This window comes from Pseudomonas sp. TSO6 (assembly GCF_056098905.1).
In genome coordinates, this window is sequence record NZ_JBLZWV010000007.1 from 83286 (window position 1) to 95497 (window position 12212).

The 12212-nt window shown below is 56.8% G+C and carries 11 protein-coding genes and 2 pseudogenes; 4 read left to right on the forward strand and 9 right to left on the reverse strand.

What is annotated here, in order from left to right:
- Positions 1–77 precede the first annotated feature (77 nt).
- From ACN6NG_RS01555 to ACN6NG_RS01570, 4 genes and pseudogenes are all read right to left on the reverse strand, one after another.
- Positions 78–971, reverse strand: coding sequence for an RHS repeat-associated core domain-containing protein (locus tag ACN6NG_RS01555; protein WP_474312829.1), 894 nt, complete (start codon positions 969–971; stop codon positions 78–80).
- 220 nt (positions 972–1191) lie between these two features.
- Positions 1192–2737, reverse strand: a pseudogene (gene tnpC / locus ACN6NG_RS01560) (IS66 family transposase).
- Between the two features lie 18 nt (positions 2738–2755).
- Positions 2756–3114 (reverse strand): annotated as a pseudogene (gene tnpB, locus ACN6NG_RS01565) (IS66 family insertion sequence element accessory protein TnpB).
- 245 nt (positions 3115–3359) lie between these two features.
- Positions 3360–4250 (reverse strand): RHS repeat-associated core domain-containing protein, encoded by an 891-nt coding sequence (locus tag ACN6NG_RS01570; RefSeq protein WP_081238035.1) that lies wholly within the window; start codon positions 4248–4250, stop codon positions 3360–3362.
- 193 nt (positions 4251–4443) lie between these two features.
- Between ACN6NG_RS01570 and ACN6NG_RS01575 the strand changes: the two genes are divergently transcribed.
- Entirely contained in the window at positions 4444–5019 is a 576-nt protein-coding gene (locus tag ACN6NG_RS01575) for a DUF2780 domain-containing protein (protein ID WP_063425370.1), read from the forward strand.
- Positions 5020–5040: 21 nt separating this feature from the next.
- On the opposite strand, the gene ACN6NG_RS01580 is transcribed toward ACN6NG_RS01575, so the two are convergent.
- The 5 genes from ACN6NG_RS01580 to ACN6NG_RS01600 all read right to left on the reverse strand — a co-directional run bounded on the left by ACN6NG_RS01580 (position 5041) and on the right by ACN6NG_RS01600 (position 9051).
- Complete coding sequence (locus tag ACN6NG_RS01580; protein WP_474312831.1) at positions 5041–5271, reverse strand: hypothetical protein; 231 nt, start codon at positions 5269–5271, stop codon at positions 5041–5043.
- Positions 5272–5296: 25 nt separating this feature from the next.
- The gene (locus ACN6NG_RS01585; protein ID WP_474312832.1) at positions 5297–5716 is read right to left on the reverse strand and encodes an RHS repeat-associated core domain-containing protein; all 420 of its coding nucleotides are present in this window, start codon (positions 5714–5716) and stop codon (positions 5297–5299) included.
- Between the two features lie 23 nt (positions 5717–5739).
- On the reverse strand, positions 5740–6534 hold the full coding sequence (locus ACN6NG_RS01590; protein ID WP_155737848.1) for an RHS repeat-associated core domain-containing protein: 795 nt from the start codon (positions 6532–6534) through the stop codon (positions 5740–5742).
- 48 nt (positions 6535–6582) lie between these two features.
- Positions 6583–7932, reverse strand: coding sequence for an APC family permease (locus tag ACN6NG_RS01595; protein ID WP_063425376.1), 1350 nt, complete (start codon positions 7930–7932; stop codon positions 6583–6585).
- A gap of 231 nt (positions 7933–8163) precedes the next feature.
- Positions 8164–9051: an acyltransferase gene (locus ACN6NG_RS01600; RefSeq protein WP_474312834.1), complete on the reverse strand. Its 888-nt coding sequence runs from the start codon at positions 9049–9051 to the stop codon at positions 8164–8166.
- A 182-nt stretch (positions 9052–9233) separates the two neighbouring features.
- On the opposite strand from ACN6NG_RS01600, the gene rloA2 reads away from it, so the two are divergent.
- From rloA2 to creC, 3 genes are all read left to right on the forward strand, one after another.
- Entirely contained in the window at positions 9234–9734 is a 501-nt protein-coding gene (rloA2, locus tag ACN6NG_RS01605; RefSeq protein WP_016497636.1) for a retropepsin-like aspartic peptidase RloA2, read from the forward strand.
- A gap of 237 nt (positions 9735–9971) precedes the next feature.
- The gene (gene creB, locus ACN6NG_RS01610; protein ID WP_063425380.1) at positions 9972–10652 is read left to right on the forward strand and encodes a two-component system response regulator CreB; all 681 of its coding nucleotides are present in this window, start codon (positions 9972–9974) and stop codon (positions 10650–10652) included.
- Positions 10652–12088, forward strand: coding sequence for a two-component system sensor histidine kinase CreC (gene creC / locus ACN6NG_RS01615; RefSeq protein ID WP_474312835.1), 1437 nt, complete (start codon positions 10652–10654; stop codon positions 12086–12088). Before creB ends, creC begins: the two co-directional genes overlap by 1 nt.
- Positions 12089–12212: the final 124 nt, after the last annotated feature.

Genomic DNA, 12212 nt, shown 5'->3' on the forward strand with positions numbered 1-12212 from the left:
TGTGGTCCATAAGTCCATAAATGGTCATATTCCGCAATTACTCTATCCGCCCCAACGTTTCCTCATCAGCATTCTTCTTAGTTTTCTGGATTAGCGCCTTGACGCATGCGCACATCCTCCATTATTAAGGAAAGTATAGGTGCGTTGGGTTCGTAAATAGACATAATACTGCCTCGAGGAGCGCTAGCAGCAGGCTTGGAGCTAGTGAGCGCTTTGTCTTCTTGATTTTTTAGAGCTATATATTTGTCATAAGCTTTTTGTTCCTTGATTTTTATTGTGTCTATCTTGCTGTCGAGCTTATATATCTCATCTACAGTGTCGCTCAGCCAGTTCTTGAGCTGCTTTTTGCCGGATATTTCGTAAAGTCTATTTCGGTTTTTGTCTACTTGACTTGCTGACTTTATGGAGTCAGATAGCTTATTCCTATGTGCTATCGTTTGGTTGCCGACTGCTATTAACTTGTCGCTTTTTTCTTTGTAATAACTGGCTGTTTTCGCTCGCTTGAAGTTAGGCCGCGGCATATGTCCGCTAGGGTCGGTAAAGTTTATTGGATCACCTGAGCAGTATGCGTAAGCATTCAGTCCGCCCGCCTCGAACGGGCTCATGTTGTCGGGTGAATGAAAGCGCATTAAGTTAGAGCTGTATGCGCGGTAACCTGAACCCAGGAAATAGTTTTTAGTTAGTTTTTCAATGAGTTGGCCATTAAATCCTGTTTCAGTTGCAAGCGATGGTAAACTAAAGGCGTACCCATACGCTAAGTAGTTATGGCCCTCCTGCTCTCCGAGCGCATGCAAATTAGAGCCATTTGCGTCTACAGCTATAACTTTGATGTTATTGGGTTCCCCTGTCTCAAGTTCAGCGAGACAATTATGCGAATCTCGAAAAATTTTTCGGCTATAAGCAGTAGATTTCACGATATCCACTCGTGAGTTCTTATAAAAATACTGAACGGTATTATCAATAGCTTTCATAAGGCGGCACCCTCTGTAGAATGAGCTATAGAGTTAGGCAACTCTACGTATTTTGAGTATCTCGTCGTTTTTCGAGGGATGCTACTGGTAGAAATGATAGGGAATCGACAACCCTTGGCTGTGCAGTGTCTCCCCTGGTCCTTCTGGAACAAACCTCCAAATCTACAGTCAAACGGTACGCGACCCATAAACCCCACCTGCCCAACAGTGGGTTAACGGTTTACCGTGGCATCTCTGGCGAGCAGTTCCACGGCAGCAGCGCTTCGTAGTCTGCTACTTGACGAGGCGTGCGGCAGCCGCTCAAGTACATGGCGCAGCCACGTATAAGGCTCTTGGCCGTTGACCTTCGCGGTCTCGACCAGGCTGTAGATCCTCGCGCTGGCACTGGCGCCGTTAACGGTGTCGCTGAATAGCCAGGCCTTGCGCCCTATGACAAACGGCTTGATCGCTCTTGCGGCTGCATTGTTGTCAATGGGCAAGTAACCCGCTTCGACATAACGCTCCAGTCGAATCCAGTTGTTCGCCAGATAATGTACGGCCTTGCCCAACGCACTTTGTGCCGTCACCTGGGACTGGGTTTTATCCAGCCAGCTTTTCAGATGCTTCAGGATCGGCAGGCTTTTCTCCTGTCGACCGGTAAACCGGTGTTCGTCGCTGACGTCCTTGAGCTCGCGCTCGATGCCATACAGCTTGTTGATCATCGCCAGCGCGATATCGGCCCGCCCGGTTTTACCTTTGGGCTGCACTTTTTGCGCGTCCACAAACTTGCGTCGTGCATGGGCCATGCACGCCAGACGTTCCACACCTGACTGTAACGCCAACGCGTTATAGCCGGCGTAATCATCGGTCATGATATAGCCACGGTAACTTTCCAGCAGGCGCAACGGCACCTCCTGCGCACGGCTGGACGTGTAATCAAACAACACGACTTTTCGATCCGGCGGGCCGCTGGCTTGCACCCACATCCAGGATTGACTGGTCGGGTCTCGATCCGGTTCTTTCAACACCTGGACACGGGTTTCATCGCAGTGGATCACCGGACTTTCCAGCAGCCGGTCACGCATCAAATTAAGCAGTGGCTGGAAATGCTCGCTGCACTGGATCACCCAGCGAGCCAGCGTTTGCCGAGGGATATCGATACCGTGGCGGCTGAGAACCGTTTCAAACCGATGCAGAGGTAAGCCGTCGACATACTTGGTGGTGAGTAGCATGGCCAATACGCTGGGGCTGGCCATGCTCTTTTCGATCAGTTGCGCAGGTTTGTCAGCCGTGACAGGGCCTGCTTCGCAGCCTCGGCAACCGTAAACCCTGCGGATATGTTTGATGACCCGAATCTGCATCGGCACGATGTCCAGTTGCTCGCTGGTCTCTTCGCCGATGACATGTTTGCGGCAACCGCAAGGACAGGTCAGTTCGTGTTCGGGCAGTTCGTGGATGACTTCGATACGCGGCAGATCGGCCGACAACGGCTTGCGTTTGCCACGACGCGCTGTCGGTGCAACGACCTCCTCATCAGCGTCACCAATCAACGGCATCGGTTCGCTTTCAGGCTCATTGAACAAAGCCAGCTGCGGCGTATTGGGCTCAACGGTTTGCTCGGACTTGCGTTAAAACAAGCGGTCGCGTAGCAGCTTAATCTGTTCTTTCAGATCGACGATGTGCGTCTGATAAGCCTGAGCCGATTCCTCCTGGCGATTGAGTGCCTCAAGCAGCAGCTGCTTGAGCAAGACAGGATCATCAGGAAGGTCACCGGGCAGAGAAATCATGGCGCGGATTATACCGAGTCACGCCACGTAGCGCGGCGTCAAAACCTGATGAGGACGATTACGCCAGAGGTCAAAACCGTCGAACAGCCAGTTCAGTTCCTGGACGGTCAGAATGATCGCCTCTTCGGTGGCCTCTGGCGATGTTTTGAAACGTTCAGATTCGAGGCGCTTGAGCCAAAGGCAGAAACCGTTGCGTTCCCAATAGAGGATCTTCACGCGGTTGCGCGGCTTGTTGAGAAACACGAAAAGCACGGGGCAAACACCACCACTTTGATATCCAGTTCGACCAGAGCGGCCAGGCCGTCAATCGACTTTCGGAAGTCGACGGGCTTGGGGTAGAGATAGACTTTTTCGACTTTGGCGTCGGGGCGCATCATGGCGGCTGGCTCCAGAAAGAAATCGGGAGCACAGCATCGGGAGTCAGCTAGGCGCTTTGAATGTGGGGGTCATGGAGCGCTTACACATCTTTAGCAGATGTCGATCACAGTTTGCTCCTGATACATTATGCTCAATATTTGAAGTGGCAGAAACTAGACCGCTAACTGAGCCCGAAGCTTGGAGAGTGGCCCTTGAGCGAGGGCCACAGTCCTGCCTCTTTCATGCAGTAAATCAGTTACTTTGGTTATTGCTGGCGGAAGCCAGACATGTAGTTGTTGTCGTCGTATTCGTCGTCACGATGCCTTTGATTATTGAACATGTTCCTTTTTTCTCTGTCCTCGGGTTTTTGGCGATAGGTGTTGGCTTGTGAAGCATTAATTGCTTGTGTGGCTTTGTCTTGTTCGGGGAAGACGTATGATTTGCCTTTGCCTACGTATTTGTTTATGCCTTTTGCCTTTTTTTTGCTTTTATTAAGCGTTTTTTGAAGGGATGCTCTAGCGTCGTCAATTTGTTCGTTGAGTATTTTTCCTTGGTATTCTTTGTCATTAACTAAATTGTTGAGGGAGGTGGTTTGAGTTTTTAGCGTTCTATTAATAGCATTTATGCTCTTTAGACGCTGTTCCACTTTTGTCTGGGTATTACGGAACCACGTTCTAGGCTTGAAGACGGACAACATCCCCGTTTCGTCATTCCGATTCATCGGATCATTCAGGCAGTACGCGTATGAACTAATCCCCCCTCGGCCAAATGGGCTTTCAGCGTTGTCCGGTGCGATAAAACGTCCAATCTCAGTGCTATATCCACGGTGTCCTTGGCCTAGAATATAAAGGTGCATGTTTTTCAGCATGTACTCGCCGTTGAATCCCATAGCTGCGGATGCTGATGGCAGTTCGTTGTTGTATCCGAAGGCGGTGTAGTTTTGATTATTTTGCTTTCCGTCATGCGTGCTCACGATAAGCACAGAGGCCATCTCATCTGTTGCGAGAAGCTTGCTGCTGCTTGCTTCTTTTCCAGATGATTCAGCAAGAGGGAGGGATCCAATCCGCAGGATTGAACACTTCTGATCGTTTTCAATGACAGTGGTTAGTTTGCTGGCGTGGTAGAAATATTTGGCGGTATCAGGACTGATTTTCACCGGCGTGCTCCCGTTGTCTGCAGTAGGCCCCAAAAATTTAAGGCGTGGGCACTACTATTATTTGGAGTACCTTTAGCAATTGACTACTGGCAGAAATATCAGGTGTGTGCCTGGTTTGGCCCGGAACAATCCCTCAAATTCCCAGTCAAACCCCTCGTTTCCCAGGCCATCCCGGCCAACGAGGTCCGTCCCGATGAAAGCATTCACCCTGGCAACCCTTATGACCCTGGCCGCAAGCCCGGTGTTTGCCTTCAACCTCAGCGATGCTGCCAACGCCGTGTCCGCCATGCAAACTCAGAAGCAGCAGGGCCAAGTACAGGCACCCCAGGCACAGGCCAATCTGCTCAACACCTTGGGCAGCGAATTGAAGATCACCCCCGAACAGGCCGTGGGCGGGGCAGGGGCAATGCTGGGGCTAGCCCGCAACAACCTCAGCAGCGATGACTACGGCCAACTGACCAAGGCTGTGCCGGGGCTGGACCTGCTGGCCGGGGCCAACGCGCTGGGTGGTTTGAGTGGATTAGGCGATTTGCTCGGCAAGAACAGCGAAAGCCAGTCGGCTTTGAGCAACGCACTGGGCAACAACGTTGAAAACCGCAGCGACCTGGACAGTGCGTTCAAGACGCTGGGGATGGACACGGGGATGATCGGGCAGTTTGCGCCGTTGATTCTGCAGTACCTCGGCCAGCAGGGCATCGCCGGGTCGTTGCTGCAGAACCTGGGTAGCCTGTGGACCACTCCGGCGCCAATAAATACGCCATCGGTATGATTGGGCTGGACATGGGATTGGTCAGGAGTGGAACCAGCTGACCATTGCTATGTTCAATCGAGCCTCCTGTTTTGGCACTTCACTACGGATGCTGGTGAGATCCGCAAGGTAATCCGCCCGCATTTCCGGGTCATGCACCAGTGCCAGATCCACTGGCGCAGCAAGGGACTGCTTCGCCCCCGCCAGTTCATTGGCCAGAGTTACGACTTCACTCAACGGCACGCTTGGATTTCTCCGGTCTTCAAACGGCATTCGACCACCGCTTGCCAGTGGGTTTCTATTGGCGCGTGGCTGCTGAGTTTGTGGTTGTGCATTGCCTCCGGTCTGCAAGCGCTGCCTGTCGAGGGACTGATTGAGATGCTGAGCTGTTTGGGGGGTAGGAGCATCGGACGTCAGTATTACGGCGTGGCGGCGTAATGGCGTGGCAACTACATGCCCGTCTGGATCTAGGTTGTTTATGGGGTCTCCTGCGCAATAGCCATAGGTATTGACCCCCCCCCTTGCCGAACGGACTCCAGCTATCGGGTGCGACGAATCGCATTGTTACCGGGCTGTACAGACGATAGCCATTGCCCAGCTGGTAAGTCTCAGAGTACCTTTCTAATAATTCGCCATTGAAACCGAGCAGTTGTTGATGTGGGAAATCGTTTTGAAGATATCCATAAGGCGTATAACTGTGTAATGGTACGGCTTTCATAAAGCATCTCTCTTGTTTAGCCGTCAATTAACATCGCTTCTGATACAATAACTTTTGAGCGTTGTCTTGAGGTTACTCAAACGCTCTTCCATATTTTGAATGTTTTTTGCGAGCCAGATCATCATCTTGTCATATCTTTCGGGACTAACCTCCAGGTTGTTGGCCTGATTTAATGCCTCAGGAGAACTCAGGTATACAAGCTCTTGGAATTTTTGGTTTTTATATGCGGTAAGTTTCTGAATATAAGTGCGTAATAATCTTTTGTCTCTAGCATAGTGATTTTCGAGTGCTATTTGTTCTTTTTTGTAGTGCATGATTGTGGTGGTTTCGTCAAACTTTATCACGGGATCACGTGGCGCGCGGTGTTCCTTCGGCTCGGGTGTCTGAGTCATCCGAAGTATAGATTTTATCTTCGGCGGTGCCATTTTTTGAACTGGCTGACTCGACCTGTCCTCCCACATGTTTCTTAAACGGGTAAATTCTCGAGATTGCACTCGAGATGGCACTGGATATTGCCCTGTATCATCCCGGTAATTGAGTGGGTCACCAGCGCAATACGCATAAGCGTTATAGCCCCCGTCTGCGAAGGGGCTGAGTTGGTCGGGCCTGCAAAAGCGCATCAGAGCAGGGCTATAGCTCCGCAAGCCTTGTCCTAATGCATACATGCCGGCGAGAGCATCATATCGGTCACCGTTGAAGCCAAGGATGGGCGCAAGGTTGACTTGGGTGTGGCCGTGCCCGTAAGGCGTATAGGCAGGCAGAATAATTCGCATCGGTAATAGGCTCGCGCAGGTCTGTTCAGCTTCAGTCTTGATCAACGCGCGGCCATGTACAACTGGCAGAAATGTCAGTACTTGGGGTGCGCCTCAGCCGGCTTCGGAGAAGTCCATCAGGCGCACTGGGCGGCGGAAACCGGCAGTCAGGGTCGCCAGATAGGCCAGCCCCAAGGCAAACCAGCACAACCCGATCATCAGCGTCAGCGCTGACAGGCTGGTCCACAGCCACAGTGTCAGCGCCAACCCCACCAGCGGCACCACGCCATAGCTCAGCAGCCCCTTGGCATTACGCTGGCTGGCATCATCCATCAGATGCGTCTTCACCACCGCCAGGTTCACCGCCGAGAACGCCACCAGCGCGCCGAAGCTGATCAGCGAGGCGAGGGTAGCCAGGTCGATCACCAGCGCCAGCAGCGAGAAGGCTGACACCAGCAAGATAGCGAACACTGGCGTACCAAAGCGCGACGACAGGTAGCCGAAGCTACGGCGTGGCAGCACGTTGTCGCGGCCCATGGTGAACAGGATGCGCGACACCGCCGCTTGTGAGGCCAGCGCCGAACCCAGGCTGCCTGCAACATAAGCGGCGGTGAAGAAGTTGGTAAGGAACTGCCCGCCAGCCTTGAACATCACTTCGTTGGCCGCTGCATCGGCATTGGCGAAGCTGCTGCCCGGCAGCACCAGTTGGCTGGCATAGGCCAGCAGGGTGAACAGCAAGCCGGCAAACAGGGTGGTGAGGATGATCGCCCGTGGCACGTCGCGGCGTGCGTCGCGGCATTCTTCGGCCAGGGTCGATACGGCGTCGAAGCCGAGGAACGACAGGCACAGCACCGCTGCGCCAGCCATCAGGTGGCCGAAGCCTGGTTTGCTGCCGTCACCCAGCAGCGGCGACAGCAGGTCGAGCGGCTGGCCGGCTAGCGTTTGGCAGGACAGCGCGACAAACACGCCGATGAACACGATCTGCGCGCCGACGATCAGGTTGCTGGTCTTGGCCACCGAGTTGATGCCGACCACGTTCAGCACTGTCACCAGGGCGATGCAGGCGAGCACGAAGGCCCAGGCGGGCACTGCCGGGAACGCGATGTTGAGGAACAGGCCGATCAGCAGGTAGTTGATCATCGGCAGGAACAGGTAGTCGAGCAGTAGCGACCAGCCGGCGAGAAAGCCGATGTTGGGGCCGAAGGCCATGTTGGTGTAGGAATATGCCGAGCCCGCCACCGGGAAGCGTTTGACCATGAAGCTGTAGGACGCAGCGGTGAACAGCATGGCCACCAGGGTGACAAGGTAGGCGCCGGCTGTGCGCCCACCAGTGAGTTCGGTGACGATGCCGTATGTGGTGAAGATGGTCAGCGGGACCATGTAGACCAGGCCGAAGAACACCAGGGCGGGGAGGCCGAGAACACGGCGAAGCTGGGCGGGGGTAGAGCTAGGTTGGTTGGCCATTGATCGATCCAGGCTTTTTGTAATTGTGCTTTGATCGATTTTTATCCACTTAGGTGGGGTGTGACAAAGAAGTAATCCTAATGTTGATTATTAGCCTGGGTTTTAATCGGGCTTTGCAGTGGGTTCACCGGCCCTATCGCCGGCAAGCCAGCTCCTACAGAATGCCCGCATTGGCCAATGCTTGTGCAGTCCCTGTGGGAGCTGGCTTGCCGGCGATAGGGCCAGTCCAGATCAGCCCAGCTCTCCCCGCAGCTGCTCGATCCGCTGGTCCTTGGCCGACCACAGCTGGTTCACCCAGGCCTGTACGGTCTGCCGGAACTCGGGGTCATTCTCGTAATCGCCCGCCCACAATGCCGGGTCCAGCTCCCGCACCTGAATGTCGATAATCACTCGGCTAATGCTGCCATTGAGCAACGCCCAGAACCCCGGTGCCTGGTTGCCGGGGTACACGATGGTCACGTCCAGCAGGGCATCCAGTTGTTCACCCAATGCCGCCAGCACAAACGCCACGCCGCCAGCCTTGGGCTTGAGCAGGTAGCGATACGGCGACTGGTGTTCCTGGCGCTTGGCTTCGGTAAACCGGGTGCCCTCCAGGTAGTTCACCACGGTCACCGGCTGGCGTTTGAACAGCTCGCAGGCCGCCTTGGTGATTTCCAGGTCCTTGCCCTTGAGCTCGGGGTGCTTTTCCAGAAACGCCTTGCTGTAGCGCTTCATGAACGGGTAATCCAGCCCCCACCAGGCCAGGCCCAGCAGCGGCACCCAGATCAGCTCTTTCTTCAGGAAGAACTTGAAGAACGGCGTGCGGCGGTTGAGGCTTTCGATCAACGCGGGGATGTCGACCCAGGTCTGGTGGTTGCTGACGGCCAGGTAGGACGTGTCCTTGCGCAGGTTCTCCACGCCGCGGATGTCCCACTTTGTAGGAATGCACAGGGCGAAGATGGCCTTGTCGATTTCCGACCAGGTTTCGGCCACCCACATCACTGCCCACGAGGCATAGTCGCGGCCACGGCCCGGTAACACCAGCTTGAGCAGCGCAAAGACCAGCAGCGGGCAGATCAACACCACAGTGTTGAGCAGCAGCAGGGTGGTAGTAAGAATGCCGGTCAGCAGGCGACGCATAAAGAGACTCTTGTTGTGGGAAATAAACGGCTGGCAATGATAAGCAGGGCAGTGGCCTACGCCAAATGTCCAATGCCCTGCGGCGGCAACAAATGTTTCACATTATGTTGATTAGGCTTGGGGCAGCGAACCTATCCTGCCAGTGCAGTCTAAGCACTGACCCTTCTCAAGGAAGCCTGCTTGTGAAATCTCTGTTTGCCATGTTGTCACTGTTGGCGCTGCCAGTAATGGCCGCCGAACCTACGATCTACGGCCGGTACGAGAACATCGCCCTGCCCGAGCTGGGCGAAACCCTGAAGGCCAAGATGGACACCGGTGCCTTCACCGCGTCGCTGTCGGCCAAGGACATTGAGCTGTTCAACCGCGATGGCGACGAGTGGGTACGTTTCCGCTTGGCGACCAAGGACTCGGACGGCAAGGTGTACGAGCACAAGGTCTCGCGCATCAGCAAGATCAAGGGCCGTGCCGATGAAGAGGAAGAGGGCGATGCGCCGGAAATTTCCAAGCGCCCGGTGGTGGACCTGGAGCTGTGCCTGGGTGACGTGAAGCGCACCGTGGAAGTGAACCTGGTGGACCGCAGCAGCTTCAACTACCCGCTGCTGGTGGGGTCCAAGGCGCTGCGTGAGTTCAAGGCCGCGGTCAACCCGGCCAAGAAGTTTACCGCTGGCAAGCCTGATTGCTGATCCAGGCTGCCTGCACTGGCCTCTTCGCGGGCACGCCCGCTCCCACAGGTTAACGCTGCTCTCCAAGGCTGGGCAGTACGTGTAGGAGCTGGCTTGCCTGCGATGGGCCGCAAAGCGGCCCCATGATCTCAGCGCTGAAGCAGATATTGCCGGGGCCGCTCTGCGGCCCTTTCGCGACACAAGGCCGCTCCTACACAATAGTGCGTCGCCATCGACATCTGCACAGGCTGCGCATCCATGCCCCATATTCTCATCGTCGAAGACGAAGCCGCCATCGCCGACACCCTGATCTACGCCCTGCAGGCCGACGGCCACAGTACCGAATGGGTGACCCTGGGCAGCGCCGCCCTCGACCAGCAGCGCCAGCGCCCGGCGGACCTGATCATCCTCGACATCGGCCTGCCCGACATCAGTGGCTTCGAAACCTGCCGGCAATTGCGGCGTTTCACCGAGGTGCCAGTGATGTTCCTCAGCGCCCGCGACGGTGAAATCGACCGGGTGGTGGGCCTGGAAATCGGTGCCGACGACTACGTGGTCAAACCCTTCAGCCCGCGTGAAGTGGCTGCGCGGGTGCGGGCGATCCTCAAGCGCATGGGTCCCAGGGCCGACCCGGCTACCGATGCGGTATTGTTCCAGCTCGACACCCTGCGCATGCAGATCACTTATCGCGGCCAGCCACTCACGCTCACCCGCCATGAATTTCGCCTGCTGCAATCGCTGCTGGAGCAGCCGCAGCGGGTGTTCAGCCGAGAACAGCTGCTTGACGCCCTGGGGGTGGCCTCCGATGCAGGGTACGAGCGCACCATCGACAGCCATATCAAAAGCCTGCGCGCGAAGCTGCGCCAGGTCGCGGGTGACGCCGAGCCGATCCAGACCCACCGCGGCCTCGGCTACAGCTACAGCCCGGACCATGCCTGATGCGCCTGGGCATCCGGATCTTCCTGGTGTACTTCCTGTTCGTCGGCCTGGCGGGCTACTTCTTGCTCAACACGGTGCGTGAACAGATCCGCCCGGTGGTACGCCAGTCTTCCGAAGAAACACTGGTCGACACCGCCAACCTGCTGGCCGAGATCCTGCGCGATGACGTCAAGGCCGGCACCTTGAGCCAGAGCCGCCTGCCGCAAGTACTCAAGGCCTACGGCTCGCGCAGCCCGGGCGCGCATATCTGGGGCCTGGCCAAAAACCAGGTCAGCCACCGCATCTATGTGACTGACGCCAAGGGCATCGTGTTGCTGGACTCCAGCGGTGAGGCGCTGGGCAAGGATTACTCGCAGTGGAATGACGTGCTGTTGACCCTGCGCGGCCAGTACGGCGCCCGCTCCACCCGCAGCGACCCCAATGATGAAAGCACCTCGGTGATGCACGTTGGTGCGCCGATCATCGACGGCGGCAAGGTCATCGGCGTAGTCACCGTGGCCAAACCCAACAGCTCGCTGCAGCCGTACATCGACCGTTCCGAGCGGCGCCTGCTCACGCTGGGCCTGGGGCTGATCGGCCTCGGCTTGCTGATCGGCGCGGCGTTATCCTGGTGGCTGGCGCGCTCGCTGCGCCGGCTGGCGCGTTATGCCCAGGCGGTTAGCGAGGGCGAGCGTGCCGCGTTGCCGCACTACAAGGGCGGCGAGCTGGCGCACCTGGCCCAGGCGGTGGAACGCATGCGCACCCAGCTGGAGGGCAAGGCCTATGTCGAGCGCTATGTGCATACTTTGACTCACGAGCTGAAAAGCCCGCTGGCAGCCATTCGTGGGGCTTGCGAGCTGCTGCAGGACGAGGGCATGCCCGCCGACCAGCGCGCGCGCTTCGCCGGCAATATCGAGCGCGAGAGCGAGCGCTTGCAGCAGATGGTCGAGCGCCTGCTCAACCTGGCTAGGGTTGAGCAGATGCAGGCCCTGGAGGATGAACAGCAGGTGGCGCTGGCGGCGCTGGTGGACGAGTTGCTGTTGGCTCACGGGGCGCGGATCGAAGGCGCCGGTTTGCACGTGCGTCAGCGGGTGCCGGCGGGTTTGCGCTTGCTGTGTGATCCGTTCCTGATGCGCCAGGCGCTAGCCAACCTGCTGGATAACGCACTTGATTTCACCCCCGCAGGTGGCGCCCTGCTGTTTGACCTGGAGCGCGACGGCGAGCGGGTGGCATTGAGCCTGTTCAACCAGGGGCAGGCGATACCGGCGTATGCCATCGGGCGGGTCAGCGAGCGGTTCTACTCGCTGCCGCGGCCGGGGAGCGGGCGCAAGAGCACCGGGCTGGGCCTGAATTTTGTGGCCGAGGTGATGCAGCTGCATGGTGGGGCGCTGGCGGTGGATAACGTCGATGGCGGGGTGCGGGTGCGGTTGTGGTTGCCGGTGCGGCGTAGCAGCTGAGATAGCCGGGGCTGCTTTGCAGCCCATCGCCGGCAAGCCAGCTCCCACAGGTACTGCGCAGGTTTCCGGCCTTGTGCTGGACCTGTGGGAGCTGGCTTGCCGGCGATCTGGCCCTTGAAAGTAC

Coding starts and splice junctions, on each gene's coding strand:
- ACN6NG_RS01600 (WP_474312834.1), bottom strand. CDS start 9,051: ATGCGTCGCCTGCTGACCGGCATTCTTACTACCACCCTGCTGCTGCTC.
- ACN6NG_RS01595 (WP_063425376.1), bottom strand. CDS start 7,932: ATGGCCAACCAACCTAGCTCTACCCCCGCCCAGCTTCGCCGTGTTCTC.
- ACN6NG_RS01585 (WP_474312832.1), bottom strand. CDS start 5,716: ATGAAAGCCGTACCATTACACAGTTATACGCCTTATGGATATCTTCAA.
- creB (WP_063425380.1), top strand. CDS start 9,972: ATGCCCCATATTCTCATCGTCGAAGACGAAGCCGCCATCGCCGACACC.
- creC (WP_474312835.1), top strand. CDS start 10,652: ATGCGCCTGGGCATCCGGATCTTCCTGGTGTACTTCCTGTTCGTCGGC.
- ACN6NG_RS01555 (WP_474312829.1), bottom strand. CDS start 971: ATGAAAGCTATTGATAATACCGTTCAGTATTTTTATAAGAACTCACGA.
- ACN6NG_RS01580 (WP_474312831.1), bottom strand. CDS start 5,271: ATGCCGTTTGAAGACCGGAGAAATCCAAGCGTGCCGTTGAGTGAAGTC.
- ACN6NG_RS01575 (WP_063425370.1), top strand. CDS start 4,444: ATGAAAGCATTCACCCTGGCAACCCTTATGACCCTGGCCGCAAGCCCG.